Source organism: Candidatus Uabimicrobium helgolandensis (assembly GCF_041508025.1).
Lineage (GTDB): Bacteria > Planctomycetota > Uabimicrobiia > Uabimicrobiales > Uabimicrobiaceae > Uabimicrobium > Uabimicrobium helgolandensis.
In genome coordinates this window covers 6,101,194-6,122,974 of sequence record NZ_CP165719.1, presented here as the reverse complement: position 1 = coordinate 6,122,974, position 21,781 = coordinate 6,101,194, and the positions used below count along the sequence as shown (strand labels likewise).

Below are 21,781 nucleotides of genomic sequence, written 5' to 3'. Positions count from 1 at the left end.
CGAGGCACTTTAAAGTGCATAGTTTCGCTACGCAACCGAAAAACAACAAGGTTAAGTTCCGAAGTATCGAATTTGTTGGAAAGATAAATGTCGACACGTTCGAACAATCTGGGTAATTTTGTGGGATAAAAAAGTGAAGCTATTAAACCAGCGATATCGTTTAGAAAAAATGATTGGCCAAGGTGCTATGGGCCGTGTTTTTCTTGCTATAGACATACAACGTGAGTCAAAAGTTGCTATCAAAGAACATTTTGTCAAACAAGGCTCTAACGCTGATATGTATATAAAACGTATTAAAAGAGAGTTTTATTTCTTAAACCAAATAGACCATCCTCATATTGTAAAAGCATTTGAGTTGTTTTACGAATATGATCGTTATTTTATTGTAATGGAATATATTTCAGGTATTACTCTTGAGGATCTTCTCCAAACCCACCCCCACAGTCTTTCTACAGAACAACAATTAGATATTGCTATTAAAATTTGCAATGCTGCATCAGAACTAAACAAAAAAGGTATACTTCACCGCGATATGAAACCTGCAAATATTATTTTGCATGACGATTCTTATGAACCTCATATCATTGATTTAGGCATTGCAAAAGCAGTAAATGAAGACTTGTCTTCTCTCACCAAAACAGGTGATATTGTGGGAACACCAGAATACTTGAGCCCAGAGTCTGTTAGTGGAGAAGTATATCCAAGTAGTGATGTTTTTTGTGTGGGAACAATTCTATACCAATTTTTTTCTTGGCAAGAGCACTCTCCATTTTTTGCAGGGAGCATGATCGCCACTATTGATAAAATTGTGAATAAGGACTTACTGCCGCTTAGCGAAGCATATCCTTATAGTGATCCTTTGTATCATAAAATTTCTAGTGTTTTAGTTAAAAGTTTGTTTAAAAATCACCTACAGCGTATTTCATCAATGGAAGAATTTTCTTCTCTGTTAGAGAAATGTCGCTCGTACGAACAGAAAAAAAAATCATTTTCAAAAACAATATCATCAAAAATAAAAATTGCATGTTTTTGTATGATTTTTTTCAGCATTACGATATTGATTACTTTTTCTCCTAATGAAAAAGAACTTTTTGCCAATTATAAAGAAAAAGCTTATGAGCATACAAAACGACATGAATATGGTTTAGCAAGTGATTATTATAGTAAAGCTTTAAAACTTTTTCCAGAAGCGCAACTTTATTTTTTACGAGGAAAGACTTACTACTTACAAAAACAATATACAAAAGCTTTCGATGACTACAACAAGGCCTTAGTTAAAAATAAAGAAATGTACGAGGTTTATTTTCATCGTGCACAGCTTCTGAAAGATCAAAAAAAATATAATCTTGCTATTCAAGATCTCAATTTAGCAACACGTTATAATTATAAATTTTTCCCGGCTTATTGGTTGCGAGCAACTATTTACGAGAAGCAACAAAAATATAACCGTGCAATGGATGAATACACAACTATCTTAGAATTTCAACCACACAATGCAAGAGTTTACAAGGAACGAGGTCTTCTTTACCTTTTACAAGAAGAATACGTGCATGCCATTAGCGATTTAGCTTTGGCAATTGCAAAAAACCCCAAAAACAAACAACTTTTGTCTTTAGAAATTGCCAAAGCTAAAGATAAGGTAAAGTACCAGGAAAATCCTCGCGAAACAAAAGAACAAGTAACAAATTATATTGCTGAAGGATTGCAGTATGAAAAGCAAAAAGAGTACGATCTCGCAGTCAAAAGCTACAGTAAGGCAATAGAAATTAACTCTGAAAACTTATCGGCTTATTCGAATCGAGGTATTGCATATGGTAAACAAAAAAAATATTCTCTCGCTATTGCTGATTTTTCAATAATACTTAAGCGCGATAACAACCAGGTCCTTACCTATATGGATCGTGGTTATGTGTATGAAAAAAGTGGAAAATATGAACTGGCAATAAAGGATTATAGTGAAGTAATAAAGAAAAGCCCAAGAGAGATTTTTGGCTATATAAGTCGTGGAACTTTGTATGGTAAAATACAACAGTACAAAAAAGCTATTTCTGATTTTGAAAAAATATTACAAATTGTTCCATACCACCCAATGGCGCTATATAGTCGAGGTATTGCCTATCATGGTCAAAAACAGTATAGCCGCGCTATTGCAGATTTCAATCAAGTGCTTTTAATACGTCCAGACTATAAACAAGCTTATATGGCAAGAGCTGAATCATATAAAGTGCTACAAAAATACGATTTAGCTATTAGTGACTATAATCTTATTTTACGTATATCTCCAAATGATTTAAGTGCTCTGGAGTCTCGCGGTATTGTTTATGATTTTAAAAAAAACTATCAACAGGCAGTTAACGATTTTTCTCAAGCTATTCTTATATCACCAACTACTTTTTTGTATCAGTCGCGGGCATTTAGTTATAGTAAACAACAAGAATATCAAAAAGCGTTAATTGATATAGAAAAAGCAATTAAACTAGATTCTAAAAATTCATATTCTTACTACGCTCGCGCTAGGATTTACGAAAAAACAAAAGAAATTAAGCTAGCTTTAAGAGATTACAATGTCGCAATCAATCTTAATCCTCAGGACTCTACATATCTTTACTATCGAGCTATGCTATACGATGAGTTAGAAGAGTATCAATTGGCATTACGAGATATTGATTCTGCTATTTCTCTAAAAAAGGATGTATACTATTTTAATCGCAAGGGTACTATACACCAAGCTTTAAAAGAGTATGAAAAAGCAATTACTCAGTACAAGAAAACACTTGAGATTAACCCTGATTTTTTATATGGATATTACAATTGTGGTTTAGTGTACCATCAACTTCAGAAGTATGATTTAGCAATAGCGAGTTTTAATAAAGCGATTGATAAAAATAAAGTTTATAAAGAAGCATACAATGCGAGAGCATTGTCGTACAAATATATAGGAAAAAACGAACAAGCGTTAGCAGATCAAAATATAGCTATTTCACTAGATCCAAAAGAAGCCATGAGCTACTACAATCGCGGTATTACTTATGAACACCAAGGCAAACACTCTTTAGCTGCCGCCGATTACAAAAAATGTATTGCTTTAGACCCAAGATATTCTAATTCTTATGATCGTTTAGCGCGACTTTATGAAATACACGGAAAATATAAGTTAGCAATTAAAAATTGGAAATTGTGCTTGGCCTTAGAATCGATATTTAGTAAAAGAATTCGCAAAAGTTTGCTGCGATGTCGTGAAAAGCAAAAAGGAACTTATCAGCAAAAAACATATAAAACTTTACAGCTTGCTATTGCTCAGTTTTACAACGAAGAAGGTGACTGGGCTGGCATTTATATTTTTGATTCATTACAAAAAATTCAGGTGGAGTGGCGTAAAAAAAACATGATAAAAGTTCATGTACGTTATAAGTATAGACGCACAAATTCAGATGAAAAACTAAAAAAATCTGGGTATGATCAACGTTTTTTCATCGCTAAAAAAATTAAAAATCGTTTTGCTATTATGGAAATGGGAGCTGTCAATTCAGGGTATTTTTCAAGGTAGAAATATGCGCATAGCACAAATTATTGATAAAACACAAGTTGAAGGTCCAGGACTTAGAACAGCAATATGGGTTCAAGGCTGTACTTTAAATTGTCCTGGTTGTTGTAATCAGGAGTATCTTCCACGTACAGGAGGCAAAGAGTGGTGCGCACAAAAATTAAGTGAGTACTGTGCTAAGTTAAACGTTGATGGAATCACTCTCTTGGGTGGAGAACCTTTACAGCAGCCAGAGGAAGTAAAGAAATTTTTACAATACTTGCGCAAAATGTGTGATCTCAGTGTAATGTTATTTACTGGGTATACATGGAAATACATAAAAACACAACCAACCTTAATGGATATAATTTCATTGTGCGACTTGGTGGTTGCTGGGCCTTACATTCAAAAATACACTCCTACCTCACGACGCTGGATAGGATCAGAAAACCAAACAATTCACTTTGTTACAGAACGTTATCAACATTTACAAGGTGATTGGGAATATCACCGCAATGAAGTAGAGTTTCATATAAAAGATGGGGAAATTATCGTAAATGGCACTCCTTTTGACACAGGAATATTATAATGAGAAAATATATACTAGATTTTGTTTTTAACGAAAGAACCGGCGCCACAAATATCGTTGTCGATTTTCATGACCAAAGTATGACGCCTTTAGAAATAAATACCGGAATTCGCGATGGTTCTTTGCGCGATGAATTGTTAGAGGTCGTAAAAGATTTTTTTGGCGACAAAATTGCAGATGAAGTAAAGAGTGGTAAACTTGATATGATTTGCTTAGATGATGAACCACAGGTAAGTCAAGTTGATAATAGTGGTAGTAGTGAAGTTGAGAAAATAAACGAGGAAAATACCCAGTGAGGCAAAAATATATTCTCGAGCGTTTGTTACTTAAATATTTGGTAAGTATAAATAGTCTTTCTCCACAAAAAATTCCGATTTTTGATGGTATTACTTTGCCAAATCAATTGAAATTAACCAACGAATTTCGCGATTGTTATCTAGAAATTGTGCAAAGAATTGTATTACAAAAATTAGTAGATATTTTTAAATGGCGAGATTTCTTTTTTAGTAAAAATGAAACAACTTATCGTTGCAACATTTCAGACTCTTCCTTTTGGAAAAATATTGAGTTTTGTTTTACCCAAAAAGGTGCAAATGTTTTATGGTGTAGCTACATAAAGAAACAAACCTCTGTTGAATCTATAAACCCGTGGGATGCAATGCTTATTCAGATTCTTGCCCCAAAACATAAGTTTTATTCGGAACAGTGGCTTTTGCAAAACGACGCGCACTGGTTAGTTATGGCCTATTTTATGTTTTTTCAAAATAAAAAATTTGCATACAATAAATTTCCTCACGCGTTCTATTTCCAAAATTACAAAAAAATTGTATATCCTCTACGATTTATATTAATTGAATTAACAGCAACTTACTATAGTAAAGTAATAGAGATCTTCGAAGATGTTATCGCATCTAGTTCTGAAGGTTACTGGAATAGTGGTTATCGTTATAGTTTAGATTTGCGCGATAAAAGATTTTGGGAATGGCTAGAAAATATGGAATCACATTTAGAAATCGAGGCTGTAACTAACGCTTATAAATATTGGTGTAATGAAGGATCTATTGGCTATGATGATAGCGATTTTTTACACAAACACGAACGAGAATGGCAGTTGTTAAAAAACATATCCAGTTTAAAAGAGATAAAAAAGTCTTTGGGGTCTATCAAAATTTCATAGGAGAAAAAAATGAGTAGAGCTTATCGTATCAAAATTGCAGGTATGCATATGAATCTCCACGAAGATCAAAATGTAATATTAGATATAGATTTACTTCCCATTCTCGACACAGAAACTATGCAGGAAATTTTAGCAGAAGAGCTAAAAAAAGCAGGAGGAAGTGAAGTAGATGGAAAGATACAAATAGAACCAAAGAAAAATATAATTTATACAATAGATCCTAAGCAACAAAAGCTAGAAATTGATGTTAGGGGTTTAAAAAAGGATATTGATATTCTTGTCGAAGAAGAATCTCTATCGCGAAAAATTAAAAATCTAGCGGTAGGTGGCTGTATTGAAATAGATGGGGAATCTGATATGATGGAAGAACTATCTAGCCGCATAGGTGGGCAACTACAAGAAGCAGAAAAAAATATTTTGCAAGTAATTGTTGAAGAGAGTTTAGGAGCAAGACAACTTGTAAATAAAGTTCTGAAGGAAGTATATAAAGAAGCGGTAAAACAAAAAGCAAACTCAATGGGGAATGTTACTTCTTTACAGGAATCAGAAGAGAATGGCGAATATCGCGTTCGCGTAGAAATTAAGTAGCGGAATAAATACATGATCGATAAAAAATTACATCCGTGGATTTGGTGGTTTCTAGGGTGCTGTGGTTTTGGACTTACTCTTTATTTGGGAACATTTACCTACGAAGGTGAAAAAATCTATTTATGGGATTATGCTCCTAAACTATTTAAAGATACTAAAAATAGTTTACTACTAATAATTCCTTCTATTTTTGTGACGAGTTTAATCGTAGTGCTTATATTTGGGGCTAGTTATTTTGCAAATTACGCTTCGAAAACGCGGCAATTTTTATTGCTTAGTATAAACAGTTTACCAACTATTTTCTCTTCGATTCCTTTGTTTATAACGGCTATTGTTTTAATCCGCTATCTACATTTAGACACTATTCACTCCTATAATTTTTTTTATGGAATATTGTGTCTTTCGTTATTTAATGTCGGCTACTTGTATAATAAACTAGAAGTATGCCTAAAAAAACAATTGCAAGAACCATATGTTATGTACGCAAAGTCGTTAGGTTTACCAAAAAAACATATTTTTTATTACTATGTATTTCCTGGTCTTATACCTCATATTTTTGTGACATTACGCGAATTACTTCCTCATATAATTGTAGAGAGTATTGTAATTGAGTACACTTTTTCATACAATGCTCTCCTACGTTCGGCAGTACAGGCTTTACAATACGATAATTGGCACTACTTAATTTTGTTTTTTTATGTTATTGTTTTGTGTATTAGCTTTTTCGAAATTGTTTGTCGTAGTGTAGAGAAAAAATACCAAATTTAAGTTAGTTGATAGGGCGTGTCCCTATTTAGATTTTTGTAAAATTCGAGTAGGAAAGTGCTTTAAAAGTGTATAGTATTGTTATGTACTTGAAAGTACCGAATTATGGGAAATGAATAAGGACACTCCCTAGTTATGGATAAAAATTCACACAATGAATACTTGTACTTCAAATGCGAAAATGGGCATGAGAACTACATATTTAAAAACCCTGACAAACAGGATTCTTTACAAAAAGAGCAGTGGGTTGTAAATTGTCAACATTGTGATTGGAAGTCGCAACCATTTTTTCCTCAATTGTTTCAACACAATTCACAAGGAAATTTTCTACTGTGGATATATACAACAAAAGACGTAAATGCAGTGCATTCTGTTTTTAATTTTGAAGTACAATCTTCTCCTCAACAGATAGTAAAAGACTTTCAACAACATCAGCCATCTGAGCAAAAACCCATACAGTGGCCTCCGATACAAGAATGTGTTTCTCAAGAACCGATTAAAAAAGTAAATGACAATCCTACGGAAAAAATACAATCGAAAAAACGACCTGCTACAATCAAAATGCCGGTTATGAACCGCAGTATGTTAGAGCAAGAAGAGCAAAACCCTCTTGAGAAAGTTTTTGAAGAAACTCCACCGCCGCAGAAAAAGATTCGGGAACAAACTGTAAAAATGCCGGTTATGAATCGAAGTATGTTGGAGAAAGAAGAACAAAATCCTCTTGAAGAAGTTTTCGAAGAAGCCCCCTCTCCGCAGAAAAAAACGCGGCAACAAACTGTAAAAATGCCGGTTATGAACCGAAGTATGTTAGAACAAAAAGAGGAAATTGAGGAAGAGGCATTAGAAGTAGAAGTACAAAGTCCAATTACCGAAAGAAAAATTCGCTCTACGAGGCAAAAGCAAGAAAATAAAACTCCTGATAAACATAAAGAGACAGTCAAAATTCAGAAAAGTGATATTTTGGCTAATAAAGAAAAACAACCGCAAGCAATTACCAGTGCTGGGATGCAATCATCTCCTAACGAAGTAAAAGATTCGGTAGAAGATACAATTGAGTTTTCAATAAAAGAACTTGGTCTTCAAGAAGATGTGAAAAAAATAAAAGAACATCTACCAGCTCAACACAACCGTATCAAATTACAGCAAAATTATGCCGCTATTTTGATATTGAATTTTCTGTGGCTTCTCGTTCTTTCTTCTTTTGCAATGTTAGCATATCATTTCTTTGATAAGCAAAGTAAAGATATTACACAAGCCCTCTTTTCTATTAAAGGCGAAATTGCTAATATTGAAATGCCAGAATTTCCGGAATTTCCTCAGATTCAAATACCAGTGAAAAATGATGAACAAAAAAAATGGCAAAATGAGTACCAGAAAATTTACAAAGAATATCGCAATGCTGTACGCAACCTAAAAAAAGAGAAGTCAACTATTAGTGAAAAAGAGAAATCTTACAGAGCTTTGCTTGTTACTTATAGGGAAATGCAAAAGAAAAACAGTGAGTTGCAAAAAGATATGCAACAAATTCGCGATGCTAATTATGAATTGCAAAAACAAGTTATAACCTTAAAGAAGCAAAAAAAAAAGACCAGTAGTGTTCCTGTAAAAACGAAAGCCCCAAAAACACAAGTAGCAACCCTTTCCTCTGAAGAAAGCGATTTCCACTTTCCTTTGTTATCGAATAATGGCAAGTACATGATCTTCTACCGAGATCAAGACGCTGGCCGAAAACGCGTACGTCGTTATCTAAAACTAGCTTTTCTCACTTCGCGTGGTATTGGCAAAGAAGTAACTCTATTTCAAACTCCTGTTGTAAAATTAAAAGATCGGGAAGTACCCTTTATTTATGATTGGAATGGAGACAAGCGTATTGTACTTCTCACCAGAGTAAAAGGAGTTAATCGCATTCACCGCCTGCAACTTAAAGTTGACGAAAACAGTATGCAAGCCTCTGCAAAAATGAGAGAGATGGTAAAAACTCAGTATCCTATTACTCTTGGCCCTCCGTCTATCTCTCCTAACCAACATTTTTTCGCTTACGTCTACAACAGAAATAATACTACGCAGATACGTATAAATGATATGTTAACAGGTAAAATGTTGTATTCAACTTCTGGAGGAGGTGATACTTTACGGGTACCAGTGTGGAGTAAAGATAGTCGCCATTTACTTTTTGTGGCTAATGATCTTCGCGGTATTGTTTCATGGGAATTTCCAAGAAGCAAACGCGTGAAGAAAACCGAAGCAGACATCTACGGACGTTATTTTTCAATATCACCAAGAGGTGATCAACTGGTTTTTCTACAAAATAATGCGACAGGCAAAGGAAATGTCGATATTTGCGCTTGGAATTGGCAAAATTTACAAGATCCAATTGAAAAGTGGGTTACAAATACACGCTCTACAGAGAATTGCAAGGTTACCTGGCTAGATCAGCATTTTGCTTATATCAAAAAAGGCGGAAAAGACAAAATAGTACTTGTCGATTATAAAAACTATGAACAACATGAAGTATTTAGCAACCAAGGTCGAATTGAGTGGTTATCTAAGTCGCAAAAGAACGATGTACTTTTTTCATACAGAGAAGGACTTTTTAGCCGCCCTTATACCATACAAGTCAAAGAGGAATAATTATGTATAGAGTGCGTATTCCAATAGGAATTCTTTTAATCGCTATTGTCGCTTTGTTAGGGTACACAGATTATAAAACAAATACAGCATACGCTACCAGTTCTATTATGGGACTTGCTTTGGTAGTTGCCTTGTCAGAGTTTTACGCCATGACTAAAAATAGAAACTATCAGCCCTACACTGTATATGGACTGTTAAGTAGTTTAGTAATGGTTGCTGCTATGATTTCGCATATGTTGCCAATAGACCTTTTTGCTATTGTACTATCAGGCGTTTTTATTCGATTCTTATTCGATGTAAATAAAGAAAATGCCCTAGAAAATTGCGCTATCACTGTTCTTGGTCTAGTGTATGTTTATTTTCTATTTAGTTTTGTGCTTAAAATACGAGCTATCGGCGGCGAGTTACAGCATAATTTGGATGGACTTTATTACTTAGTATTCTTACTTTTTGTAGCGAAAAGTATGGATATTGGAGGTTATTTAGTCGGAAAAGCTTTTGGTAAACACAAAATTGTTCCAGGAATTAGCCCAAATAAGTCTTACGAGGGAGCTATTGGCGGTATAATTTTAGCTATAGGGGTTGCCTATTTATTTCGAGAAAATATTGAAGTTATTCGTTCTAGTTTAACTCTAACCCATACCATAATATTTGCTTGCTTAATGGCTATACTATCTTTGTTAGGTGATTTTTGTGAATCTTTAATAAAAAGACGCTGTGATGTAAAAGATTCTAATCAACTTATACCAGAATTTGGTGGTATTCTCGATTTGGTGGACAGCCTTTTATTAACAGCTCCAATTGGTTATTATTATTTGGTATTTTTTCTTACGAATTAAGAATTAAAATCAAAGAGAGGGTAATTTTATAATTGTAAGATTGCCTTCTCTTTAACTAGGACGTGTCATCATTCAATACAGATAAAAATATAACGGATTCATTTAATGATACGCCAGTAGTATTGAGCCCGAGCCCGTTTGCGAGCCCGCGCCCGAAAACTTTTTGAGAGCGGCAGAAAGTGATTTATTGGTTCAATACTAGTTTTTTGCGATGGAAAAAGAAACTTTGCTTCTTTGATAAATTGTTAGTGAAAGTTTCGGAAACGGGCTCGGGCTCGAAAAAACACACAATATTTTGAATGATGACACGCCCTACTAAAAAAATAGTTTGGAATTATAATATGGTAACAAAAAGTGAACCTTTTTTCATTGTTGGTACAATGTCGGGAACCTCACTTGATGGCCTTGATATAGCTATTGTTTGTTACGAAAAACAAAAATACCAACTCACCGAATTCACAACGATAGATTTTCCGAAAGAATTACAAAATTCTTTACGAAGTTTAGCAAATGAACCTACAACAACTATCAATTTCTTAATGAAAACAAATACCGCTTTTACCAAGTTTGCAGCACAAGCAATTCGTAATTTCGCTACCTCAAAAATTGATTTAGTGTCTTTTTCAGGACAAACGATAAGACACTTACCTGAGGATAGTGCAACACTACAACTCGGTTCAGGAGGTATGTTATCATCTATTCTTGATATGACAGTAGTAAGCGACTTTCGTTCTCAAGATATCGGAGCAGGAGGACAAGGGGCACCTCTCGTACCATTTGTTGATAATCTTTTATTTGCCGAAGAAGCACCGATTGTACTTCTTAATATTGGTGGTATTGCTAATATAACTTACATTGGTAAAGATCGAGAAATAATTGCCTTTGATACTGGACCAGGAAATATGGTTATTGATGCTCTTGTTAAGCATTACTATAAACAAGATTACGATGCAAAAGGGCAAATTGCTGCGCAAGGCAGAGTTGATAAAAATATATTAAAAAAACTTTTATTACATAACTATTTTAGCCTTACAATTCCCAAGTCAACAGGACGCAATGATTTTGGCAAAAATTATATGGATTATTTTATCAAAGAAACGTCACAACTAAATACGGAAGACAAAATAGCAGTGGTAACAGAACTCACCGCTACAAGCATTGCTAACGCGATAAATCAATTTTGTACTTCTACTGGTAAGATAGTGATTAGTGGCGGAGGTAAACACAACGCAACTTTGATGAATTCATTACAAAAAAAATTATCGTCGTGGCAATTTGTTCCTATTGGCACATATGGAATTAGCGAAGATGCGAAGGAAGCATTTGCTTTTGCTGTACTGGGACATCAGACATTACTCAAATGTCACAATCATATTCCGTCTACAACAGGAGCAAATAAAAAACTGATACTAGGAGCTGTTTACTATGCCTGTAAATAACGATGATTTACCTGAAACAGAACAAAGACTGACGTCTTCAACAGATCTTCATCAAATGTCAATATCTCAAATCACAACGCTAATGATTGATGAAGAGTATAATGTGATAAATGCTCTAAAAAGTAGCCAGGCAAAGATTGATGCTCTAGTTAAGGAAGTGGTCGCAAGTTTTTTAAACCAAGGTCGTTTGTTTTACGTTGGTGCAGGAACAAGTGGTCGCTTAGGGGTCCTCGATGCAAGTGAATGTCCTCCTACGTTTCGGGCACCCGATAGTATGGTACAAGGTATTATCGCAGGAGGAGATACCGCTTTACGAAACGCGGTAGAAGGTGCTGAGGATTCACAGGAACAGGGAAGTATTGCTATTGTCGAGCGTGAAATCACAAACGATGATATTGTCGTTGGAATTGCAGCAAGTGGACGTACTCCTTTTGTCCACGGAGCTCTCAAAGAAGCTCATAAGCGCAAAGCAAAAACAGCTCTTATTACTTGTGTTCGTCTTCAAGAATTTGATTACATTGCGCATTTAATTTGTGCAATCACTGGCCCTGAAGTTCTTAGTGGCTCTACTCGATTAAAAGCAGGTACTGTTACCAAACTTATTTTGAATATGATTACGACAGTGGCAATGGTGCAAATAGGCAAGGTGTATGAAAACTTGATGGTTGACCTCAACGCAAGTAATATTAAATTACGTGGCCGTGCAAAACGCATTTTTTGTCAGATAGTTAAAAACGCTGATGAAAATTATGCGACAACAACACTCGAAAAAGCACAATGGGAAGTAAAAGTAGCGGTAGTAATGGCGAAATGTAATGCTTCTTACGAAGAAGCAAAAGAAATCTTACATAACAAAGAAAATAAACTTCATTTAGCAATTGCAAGGTAGTGATGTAACATGAAAAATGAAGATTTAAAAGTTGTTGGTGATTCTGGAGCAAGTCATAATTGTGACTTGTTAAATGCAACATTGAATTGGCAAATTAGAATTCATGGAGAAATTCATTATCCACAAATAATGAATTTATCACAATTGTGGTCATTACCAACACAGGAAGTTTCTGTTAAAATAGAATGCGTTTCTGCTGGAAAAATTTATGGCAATAAACCAGCTATTTTCGCAGGAGTAACTTTACGTACGCTAATAGACTTAGTTTGCCCACAACAAAATATCAAGACAATCATTTTTACAAGTGAAGCTTCTGGAAGTTGCGGTCCAAGTACACAAAAACACTATACAGCACTAGATTACGAATATTGCTATAAAACATCGGATGTAATTGTGTCAGGTTGTCTAAATAATCAGCCTTTGCCCTATAAAAATGGTGGACCACTTCGACTTATCGCTGGTTGCGAACGTTACTTTTATAAATCGCTAAAATGGTTAAGCGAAATTGAATTTTCCACAAAAAATATAGATGAGTGTTTAGGAACTTGGGAAAAATATGCTGGCTATCACAACTATGCACGTATAATCGAAAAAGAAAGATTTTCGCCTTTTTTACGAGAAATCACACATCTTGACGATAGAGGTAATATAGAATCTTTACGCGAGCTACCAGAAAATGAACATGATGTTTTTATTAAAAATGCTCATCAAAAGAAAGATCTATCGCAAATTGTCGCTGCAAAAATCAAGTGGCCACATAAAGATTTTAATGATTGCCTGTTTAGCAAAGACAAATACCGTGCACAACTACGAGGAATTAATTTTGCCAAAGCATCTTTTTTGAATGCAAACATGTCTAGAGCGAATTTTTCGCTTAGTTTGTTTCGCGAAGCATTATTTTCAGATAAAGGAAAACATTCGGCAACGCTTGATGAATGCGATTGCGAAGGAGCGAGTTTTATAAGAGCGCATTTAGAAAACGTATCAATGAAAAAGGCTTTTTTACTCAATGTACGCTTTTATCCTGACAGCAACAAAAAAAAATACAATGCCCGTGTAAAAGGATTAGATTTAACAGGCTCTGTAGGCATAGATAGTAAACAATTACAGTGGCTTCGAGAAGATGGTGCAATTATCGATAACGTTGTTACTCAAAAAACACCTACTGAAGACTATGGTTACCTTCCAATGATACAAATAGATATGTACTGTGCAGAAAAACACGAGGATGTAGTTTTAAAGATGCAAGAAAGTCAATTGTTTCATAAAGTAATATCATCAAAAAATTCTTCGCAAATAAAAATGTGGGGTTATACTCACAAAAAAAACGATATAAATAAGTTTTTATGTGAGTTAAGTGTAGTGTATAATAAAGTGTTATTTACTGTTTCGCAAAACCCAGTATGGTTACTCTCTACCATGAGGTCGTAAAATGGATAACGAACGTTATCGAAAAACAATGCCCATAAAAATAGATTTGGATTCTTTAAGAGAAGCCCAAAGAGCATGTGTACCAACATTAACTGTTATCAAGGGTAAAAATGCAGGAAGTCGTATCCAAATATGTGAAAACCATCAATATGTTATTGGTCGTAACAACGACTGTGATATCATGATTGATGATTTTTCTGTGTCTAGAGCTCATGCTATTGTATGGACAGAATGGAATGAAAATGAACGAGTAGTTAAACTCAAAGATTTAGGAAGTACGAATAAAACAATGCTCAACGGCAAAGAAGTAGATATTGAGGAATTAGGTCCCGGAGATAAAATTTTTATTGGCGAATCACTATTACTGTTTGAAATACAAGATGGTATTGTTGCCAAATTCTACGAAGAGATTATCAATAAGGCCGAAGAGTCTGAAGTTGATGCATTAACAAAATTGCTATCTAAACGCTTTTTTATAGAAGCTTTGCCCAAAATGTATGAAGAAATGGTTGCAACAGGGAGATGTTTTTCTCTTATTATTCTTGACCTTGATCATTTCAAAGGGATCAATGATAACTTTGGACACGATGTTGGCGATGAAATACTTAAAGCTCTTTCTGAAATAGTTAAAAAATCAATACGCAAAGAAGATCTAGGTATGCGTTACGGTGGCGATGAAATTGTAATTGGCTTACCGAATACTGATAGAAGAAACGCACGCGAAATAGCGGAAAGATTAAGAATTAGTGTCGAAAATTGCGATTGTTCACATTTGAACATTGGCAAAAAACTATCTATTAGTGTTGGTGTGGGAAGTAGTCATGGTAAGAGCGGAGTTAAAAGTAAGTTTGAAGAAATAATGAAAAGCGCTGACGATGCTCTATACGAATCAAAACGAAAAGGCCGTAATGCGGTAAGTACTGATGAAGATATTTAGAGGTATTTTATGTCTGAACCACTAGAAATTGATGGCTCGTTAGGCGAAGGAGGGGGACAAGTTTTACGAAGTTCTCTCACTCTCTCTATTTTATGTCAAAGACCATTTACGATAAAAAACATTCGCGCAAATCGAAGTAAACCAGGTCTAAAAGCTCAACATCTAACAGCTATACAAGCAGCTACCCTTATTTCACAAGCAGATGTTACTGGTGATGAACTTCATTCAACACAATTGAGTTTTAGTCCAAAAAAATGCGTTCCGGGAAATTATTTTTTTGATGTAAAAACAGCTGGTGCTACTTCTCTTGTATTACAAACAATTCACCTACCACTATCTTTTGCTGGAAATTCCATTATTGATATTAAAGGAGGAACTCACGTTCCTTTTTCCCCTGTTTTTGAATTCATTCAGCATTCTTGGGCAGAAGCAATAAAACAAATTATGCCTGAAATTGACCTAACAATTAATCAAGCAGGTTTTTTTCCTAAAGGCGGCGGGCATTTCCAAAGCAAAATTACTCAATGTAATGCAATTGATTCTATTGAGCTGATTAAACGTCCAGCAATAAAAAAAATAACGATTGATGTTGTCGCTTCCAAATTACCTGAACATGTTAGCGATCGAGAAATTGAGGCATTAAAACATTATCTCAAGAAAAACAGTATTCCTGGTAAGATAGGTAGTATTGTCCGTAATCACAACTCTATGGATTCTGGTAACTGCTTGTTAATTCACTGCCATTTCAAAAATGGTTGGACAGTCAGTTTTTCAGAAATGGGAAAACGCGGACGTTCGTCAGAAGTGGTTGCTGAAAGACTGGGCCAAATATTCGTAGAATATTGGAGAAGTAAAGCTGTTGTTGACGAACATCTTGCTGATCAATTACTCTTGCCCTTATCATTTGCGAAATCTACCTCACAATACACAGTCTCAAAAATAACGCAACATCTACTAACAAATGCGCAAGTTATTCAAGCTTTTAGCAATGCAAAAATTGAAGTTGATGGCGCTGAAGGAAAATGTGGATTAGTTAAGATAACACCTTGATTAACATCCTGGGAATGGAACTAGAATGCTTTTAAATATAAAAAATGTCAAAACAATACTTATTGTTTTTGTGCTCTACTGTGGGTGCACTATTTTTACTTCTGCAACGGAAAACCGTACTTTGTATTGCGCTGATTTTAGTCGACCACAAAACTTGATTCCTATAACTGCAACTCAATCTGTTGAAAATCGTATCTGTCAATTTATTTTTGATAGTCTTGTTGTCCAAGAACAAGATAACAAATTTACTTTATCATTAGCACAAGAAGTAGATGTATCACCAGACAGTTTATCATTTACATTTTTACTAAATCGAAATATCAAATGGCAAGATGGTTCTCCACTAACAGCACGTGATATACAGTTTACTTTAGAAGTATTACTCAACCCTTTAAGTGTCAACTACAATCCCGTCTTAAAAGCATTTATTGATGATGTAACATTTGTCAATCCTAAAACAATCACTATCACACTTTCCCAACCTTTTTATGAACCACTTGCGCTTTTTACATTTAAAATTTTACCGCAACACATTCTTCAACAGAACCTTTTACAAAAAAACTCTGCTTTTGCAAAAAACCCTGTTGGATGTGGACCTTTCAAGTATAAAAAAGGTATTGGTAGTGACGAAGTTGTTTTAGTAGCTAACGAGCATTTTACTTACCGAAAAAAGCCATTTTTTAATAAGGTTATCTTTCGAAAGTATAATTCTGTTGAAAGTGCAATTAAGGATTTAAGTGGAAACAAGCTTCATGTCATTCCCCAACTAAACCGGAAAATCTCTAGCCAAAATATTCTTTATAAACCAAACTCTGAGTTTAATATACATTATCTAAAATTTAATTATACTCGTGATCATCACTATAAAAATCTCTTTTCTGAAACAAAATTTCGCATAGCGCTATTAAATAGTATTGATCGCGAAAAAATCGCTAAACAAGCTTTTTCTTCGAATAAAAAATGTGGAATCAGTGGTCCTTTTCCTCGTAAATCTTGGTTTTACAACAACAAAATAAGCGAGTCATTTTTTGATCTTGGCAGTGCACGACGAGCATTAAACAAAATACTTATTGCTAATGGTTATGTGAAGCAAAAATATTGGCAAAAAGAAGGACGCATTTTAGAGTTAAATATTAAAAGCTTTCCAACAATAGCAATTAAATTAATAGCTAATTCTTTTGAGAAAATTGGTTTGAAAACCAATATTGATAATAAGCCAAACAAAAATTACGACATCTATTACCAAACTTACACATTCAGTAATACAACTGATATCATACGGCTATTTTCTTTGTATGATATGGGAAAAAATAATAATATTTACCAAAATTCTGAGTTAGCAGAATTATTATACGAACTACACAGCACTTTAAATCCATGGGCAGTCCAAGATATTGGTCGTAATATTCATTCTTTTATTCATAAAGAGATGCCATTTATTTTTTTATGGCAATTGGATAGCTATGTTGCATATAATAAAGGTCTGAATATAAAACTACACCCTACCAATTCATATCGTTTTCCTGAAACTTGGAAGCTACAAGATAATTAGTGTAGGGAGTATCATCCCTATTTAGATTTTTGCGAAACACAGAATCTAGGCATTTTGAGTGAGTACGGTATTATTATGTACTTTCGCAGTAATAGTCTAGCATCTAAAAGTACTAAATTATGGGAAATAGGACGTGCCCTAAATACCTAGAGTGATTTTATAGAAAGAGAAAGAATAGTGGAAATTAACTATGCTAGTGGTGAAATTAGTTTAAAAATAGTCTTTTATGGACCAGGCTTATCTGGAAAAACAACAAACTTAGAAGTGATACATCAAAAAGCTCCCGAAACCCACAAAGGACAGTTAACTTCTGTTGCAACTCAACAAGACCGAACTTTATTTTTTGATTTTATGCCTCTAGATCTAGGTCGTATTGGTGGATTAAAGACCAAATTGCGTTTATTTACAGTACCTGGTCAGCCATTTTACAATGCTACGCGTAAACTTGTTCTCAAAAGAGTTGACGGCTTAGTGTTTGTTGCTGATAGCCAACGTGATAAAATGCCTGAAAACATCGATTCTCTTAATAACTTAAAAGAAAATCTTGCAGCACATAATATTAATATAGACGAAACACCCCTTGTTTTACAGTACAACAAAAGAGATTTAGATAATATATTTACTGTGGAAGAGTTAGACAACACCCTGAATCCTGACCGAAAACTCAAAAGTTTTGAAGCAGTAGCCATTACAGGAGAGGGAGTATTTCCAACATTAAAATCCATTGCTGCACTGGTGCTTAAAACAGTGGATAAGATGTTTCAATCCTCGTCTACGCAACCTAAAAAATTAGGAAAGTTTTCTAAGAAAAAATAGGTAGATACTGATCTACTTATAGTAGATCAGAAACTACTTACTGCTACAACAATGAGAAAGAAGCACTATGAATTTAGCACGTTTTTTGTCACCAAAAAGTATACGGTTAGAGCCTATTTCGTCGCGACCTGAAATTCCTGAAGATGAAGATGAAGTTTCGAAAAGAGATATGCAAACTTACCGCGAAGAAATTATCAAGGAAAATGCACAACTTCTTTACAACTCTAAAAAAGTTCAAAACTTGAGTAAATTAACAGTGGAACTTGTCAATCGCGAACGACGTTCAACAAGTATCATTGGTAGTGGTATTGCTATTCCACACGTGAGAACGTTACAAACAAAGAATTTTGTTATGGGTTTTTTGCGCGTTTCTGAAGGTATTGAGATGGATAAGGAAGAAGAACCGATAAGAATATTTATTCCGATGGTTGCTCCTCCTTACGATGATAAACTTTATTTAAAAGTTTATAAACAATTGGCTAAAGGTTTTCTTGAGACAGATGCCTTGGATCAACTGTTAGGGGTATATTCAGAAGGTGAAGTTATTCGTATTTTTAATGATGTGTTTAGAACTATTTAGTTTAGCACTTTGTGATTCCAAACTGGCATTTCTCTACGTATTTTTTGCAAATAATCCACATCTAAATCTGCAAAAATAATCCCTTCATTTTCTTCCGCTTGCGCCAAGACTTTTCCCCACGGATCGCAAACCATACTGTGCCCATATGCTTCGATTCCAATTGGTAATTTTCCGCATTGGTTGGGAGCAATAATAAATGTTTGGGTTTCAATCGCTCGGGCTCGAATAAGAACTTCCCAGTGACTTTTCCCTGTTTGATAAGTAAATGCAGCGGGCAATGTGATAATCTCAGCTCCTTTGCTGCGCAATTTCGCAAATAATTCTGGAAATCTCAAGTCATAACAAATAGATAGTCCGATATTTCCTATGTCAGTTTTTACATTTACAATACTGTTGCCTGGAGTAATTCTTTGAGACTCAAAGTGCGTTACTTGGTTGGGAATATCTATATCAAATAAATGTATTTTTGCATAGTCAGCGAGAAGTTCGCCTTTTGGACTATAAAAAAATGAACGGTTTTGTGGTAATTCTAATGAGTCGTTTGTATAAAGTATACTCCCACCAAGAATATACAAGGAGTGTTTTTTTGCTAGCTCTTTTAAATGCGAACAAGTAAAGCCATTTTCATCTTCGGCATTTTCTTTCATCAATTTTTTTTCGACCATGCAATTGAACAATTCAGGAAAGGCCACGAGATCGCAATTTTCTTGTGCTGCTTGTTCTACATATTTGTCGATTTTTTGTAAATTCTCTTGTTTTGAGCAACTCGTATTTATTTGTACAACTCCAACGCGAATCATGCATTATCCCTTTGAAAAAAATTTTTAATAGACTTAGAAGTCTTCATTCCGAGAATTCCAGCTACAACACTTGCAATAGGAAAAATAACAACAAACATAAATATTCCTGTAAGAAGATCAGCGTGAGCCTCTTCTATAAAAAACGCAGTTGTTGCGAGCGCTACAGCTAGAAAAACAAGAACAAGGATAATATCTAAAAGGAAAAAACCGAATCTTTTTTCGGCACTTGGCTTTGTCAAAGTCAAAGTCTTGTTCTGTTCTAAAAAAGCTATTTTTTCTTTTAAAAAAGAAATTTCTTGTGAGTTTTCCTCTACTTTTTTTTGCAATATCACATAATCATCTGGATTCATTTGTGTCCTTTACTTTTATGTTCTAACGTTCGCCTGTTTGTACTTTCCATGCACGAGAGTAAAATTGTCCATTTTTTAATAACTGCTCGTGTGTTCCATGCTCCGCTACTTTTCCGTTATCCATAACAAAGATGCAGTCTGCATTGCGAACGGTCGATAAACGGTGAGCAATCATAATCATTGTTCTGTTGCGTGAAATTTCTTCTAATGATTTTTGAATAACAGCTTCGGTTTCATTATCTACAGCAGAAGTGGCCTCGTCAAGTATTAAAATAGGGGGATTCTTGACAATAGCGCGTGCAATTGAAATACATTGGCGCTGCCCTCCTGATAACTTTTGACCTCTCTCCCCAACAATTGTATCATATCCTTGAGGAAGAGAAGATACAAACGAGGAAATACCAGAAATTTCTGCTGCTTTTGTTATGCTATCTTTATTTACATCAGGTGAACCGTAAGCGATATTCTCGCCAATAGTTCCTTGGAATAAGAAAACATCTTGACTTACAAGACCTATATTTTTACGTAGACTTTGCAAATCAAAATCTTTAATAGATATTCCATCAATCAAAATATCACCTGTTTGAAAGTCGTAAAATCTTAACAACAGTTTCATCAAAGTAGTTTTCCCTGATCCCTTAGGGCCAATGATGCCGATGCTTTTTCCCGCTTCAACGCAAATATTTATATTGTCTAAAACCTTTTTTTCATCATAAGCAAAACTCAAATTATCAAACGCAACCTTGCCATCTCCGTGATTAATATCTATTTTCCGCGCGTTGTCTGATGTAATCACTTGCGATTTTTCATCTAGGAGATTGAGAATTCGAGTTGTTGATGCCATAGCTCTTTCATATAAATCTACAATTTGCGCTAAACCAGTTAAAGGCCATAATAATCTTTGGGTTAAAAAAATAAGTATACTATAAATACCTACTTCCATTGTTCCTTCTATTGCTTTCCATCCTCCTAAAAGAAGAACAGAAGTAAAACCCATCAAGATGAAAACGCGAATCACAGGAACAAAAGCAGAACTAAAGCGAATAGCTTGTCTATTCGATTCTTGGTAAGAGGCAGAATCACTGCGAAATTGTTCGACTTCCCATTTTTCGGTAGTGTAACTCTTAATAGTCGTGATGCCGCCAAGGCAATTTGTTAGGCGTTCGTTCATTTGCGTAACTTTTTCGCGAATATCAGCATAACGCGGCGCTAGTTTAGTTTGAAAATAGAAAGCTCCTATTAGAATAAACGGAGTTGGGAGCATTGTGAAAAAAGCAATACTTGGAGAAATATAAAAGTATGTTCCTCCAACAATAACCACAGTAGTAGCAATTTGAATTAAAGAATTTGCCCCTACATCGAGAAAACGTTCCAATTGATTTACATCATCATTAATTATTGACATAATACGACCGCTACTGTACTTTTCAAAGAAAGACATATCTAAGCTTTGTAAGTGCTGCCAAGCATCGATACGCATTGAATGTTGAATATCTTGAGCAATATTACGCCAATAAATTTTTTCCATATACTCAGTAATAGATTCTAAAGCCCAAACAATTACCGTGATTACAGCTAGAAAAACTAATTGTGTTTCTTGTGCCACAAATCCTAAATGAGAGATCATTGAGTTTTCTTTTTTTACAACAATATCAACTGCAGCACCGATGAGAAAAGGTGGAGCGATATCAAAGATTTTATTGAGCACCGAAAATAAACTTGCCAAGTATATTTGGCGTTTTTGTTTGTGAGAATAACGAAGAAAACGAGAGAGAGGTTTATTATTTTTATCCATAGTTATGCATTTCTTTGATAAATTCAATTG

General features: G+C 34.6%; 19 protein-coding genes. 16 read left to right on the top strand and 3 right to left on the bottom strand.

What is annotated here, in order from left to right; translation table 11 throughout:
• The first annotated feature begins 133 nt into the window (after window positions 1–133).
• From UABHE_RS22765 to UABHE_RS22690, 16 genes are all read left to right on the top strand, one after another.
• Window positions 134–3,547, top strand: a complete 3,414-nt coding sequence (locus tag UABHE_RS22765) for a tetratricopeptide repeat protein (RefSeq protein ID WP_372365593.1) — start codon at window positions 134–136, stop codon at window positions 3,545–3,547.
• A gap of 4 nt (window positions 3,548–3,551) precedes the next feature.
• The gene (locus UABHE_RS22760) at window positions 3,552–4,112 is read left to right on the top strand and encodes a 4Fe-4S single cluster domain-containing protein (RefSeq protein WP_372365592.1); all 561 of its coding nucleotides are present in this window, start codon (window positions 3,552–3,554) and stop codon (window positions 4,110–4,112) included.
• Window positions 4,112–4,408 (top strand): hypothetical protein, encoded by a 297-nt coding sequence (locus tag UABHE_RS22755; protein WP_372365591.1) that lies wholly within the window; start codon window positions 4,112–4,114, stop codon window positions 4,406–4,408. The genes UABHE_RS22760 and UABHE_RS22755 overlap by 1 nt, the downstream gene beginning before the upstream one ends.
• Window positions 4,405–5,289 carry a hypothetical protein gene (locus tag UABHE_RS22750; protein ID WP_372365590.1) on the top strand — a complete coding sequence of 295 codons (885 nt, stop codon included), beginning with the start codon at window positions 4,405–4,407 and terminating at the stop codon, window positions 5,287–5,289. Before UABHE_RS22755 ends, UABHE_RS22750 begins: the two co-directional genes overlap by 4 nt.
• A gap of 9 nt (window positions 5,290–5,298) precedes the next feature.
• Window positions 5,299–5,877 carry a hypothetical protein gene (locus tag UABHE_RS22745; protein WP_372365589.1) on the top strand — a complete coding sequence of 193 codons (579 nt, stop codon included), beginning with the start codon at window positions 5,299–5,301 and terminating at the stop codon, window positions 5,875–5,877.
• Between the two features lie 12 nt (window positions 5,878–5,889).
• Window positions 5,890–6,645: an ABC transporter permease subunit gene (locus tag UABHE_RS22740; protein WP_372365588.1), complete on the top strand. Its 756-nt coding sequence runs from the start codon at window positions 5,890–5,892 to the stop codon at window positions 6,643–6,645.
• A 132-nt stretch (window positions 6,646–6,777) separates the two neighbouring features.
• Window positions 6,778–9,273 (top strand): hypothetical protein, encoded by a 2,496-nt coding sequence (locus UABHE_RS22735; RefSeq protein WP_372365587.1) that lies wholly within the window; start codon window positions 6,778–6,780, stop codon window positions 9,271–9,273.
• 2 nt (window positions 9,274–9,275) lie between these two features.
• On the top strand, window positions 9,276–10,112 hold the full coding sequence (locus tag UABHE_RS22730) for a phosphatidate cytidylyltransferase (protein ID WP_372365586.1): 837 nt from the start codon (window positions 9,276–9,278) through the stop codon (window positions 10,110–10,112).
• Window positions 10,113–10,453: 341 nt separating this feature from the next.
• Complete coding sequence (locus tag UABHE_RS22725) at window positions 10,454–11,551, top strand: anhydro-N-acetylmuramic acid kinase (RefSeq protein ID WP_372365585.1); 1,098 nt, start codon at window positions 10,454–10,456, stop codon at window positions 11,549–11,551.
• Complete coding sequence (gene murQ / locus UABHE_RS22720; RefSeq protein ID WP_372365584.1) at window positions 11,538–12,440, top strand: N-acetylmuramic acid 6-phosphate etherase; 903 nt, start codon at window positions 11,538–11,540, stop codon at window positions 12,438–12,440. Before UABHE_RS22725 ends, murQ begins: the two co-directional genes overlap by 14 nt.
• Before the next feature lie 9 nt (window positions 12,441–12,449).
• On the top strand, window positions 12,450–13,871 hold the full coding sequence (locus UABHE_RS22715; protein WP_372365583.1) for a molybdopterin-dependent oxidoreductase: 1,422 nt from the start codon (window positions 12,450–12,452) through the stop codon (window positions 13,869–13,871).
• 1 nt (window position 13,872) lies between these two features.
• Window positions 13,873–14,808 (top strand): diguanylate cyclase, encoded by a 936-nt coding sequence (locus UABHE_RS22710; protein WP_372365582.1) that lies wholly within the window; start codon window positions 13,873–13,875, stop codon window positions 14,806–14,808.
• A 9-nt stretch (window positions 14,809–14,817) separates the two neighbouring features.
• Window positions 14,818–15,858, top strand: a complete 1,041-nt coding sequence (rtcA, locus tag UABHE_RS22705; protein WP_372365581.1) for an RNA 3'-terminal phosphate cyclase — start codon at window positions 14,818–14,820, stop codon at window positions 15,856–15,858.
• A gap of 25 nt (window positions 15,859–15,883) precedes the next feature.
• Window positions 15,884–17,410, top strand: coding sequence for an ABC transporter substrate-binding protein (locus tag UABHE_RS22700; protein ID WP_372365580.1), 1,527 nt, complete (start codon window positions 15,884–15,886; stop codon window positions 17,408–17,410).
• Window positions 17,411–17,584: 174 nt separating this feature from the next.
• Window positions 17,585–18,226, top strand: coding sequence for an ATP/GTP-binding protein (locus tag UABHE_RS22695; protein ID WP_372371668.1), 642 nt, complete (start codon window positions 17,585–17,587; stop codon window positions 18,224–18,226).
• 67 nt (window positions 18,227–18,293) lie between these two features.
• Window positions 18,294–18,806, top strand: coding sequence for a PTS sugar transporter subunit IIA (locus UABHE_RS22690; RefSeq protein ID WP_372365579.1), 513 nt, complete (start codon window positions 18,294–18,296; stop codon window positions 18,804–18,806).
• Here the strand turns inward: UABHE_RS22690 and UABHE_RS22685 are convergent.
• The 3 genes from UABHE_RS22685 to UABHE_RS22675 are packed head-to-tail and all read right to left on the bottom strand — an operon-like array spanning window position 18,803 to window position 21,751.
• The gene (locus UABHE_RS22685; RefSeq protein WP_372365578.1) at window positions 18,803–19,606 is read right to left on the bottom strand and encodes a carbon-nitrogen hydrolase family protein; all 804 of its coding nucleotides are present in this window, start codon (window positions 19,604–19,606) and stop codon (window positions 18,803–18,805) included. The two genes, UABHE_RS22690 and UABHE_RS22685, sit on opposite strands and share 4 nt — an antisense overlap.
• Window positions 19,603–19,956 carry a hypothetical protein gene (locus UABHE_RS22680; protein WP_372365577.1) on the bottom strand — a complete coding sequence of 118 codons (354 nt, stop codon included), beginning with the start codon at window positions 19,954–19,956 and terminating at the stop codon, window positions 19,603–19,605. The genes UABHE_RS22685 and UABHE_RS22680 overlap by 4 nt, the downstream gene beginning before the upstream one ends.
• A gap of 22 nt (window positions 19,957–19,978) precedes the next feature.
• Complete coding sequence (locus UABHE_RS22675) at window positions 19,979–21,751, bottom strand: ABC transporter ATP-binding protein (RefSeq protein WP_372365576.1); 1,773 nt, start codon at window positions 21,749–21,751, stop codon at window positions 19,979–19,981.
• Window positions 21,752–21,781: the final 30 nt, after the last annotated feature.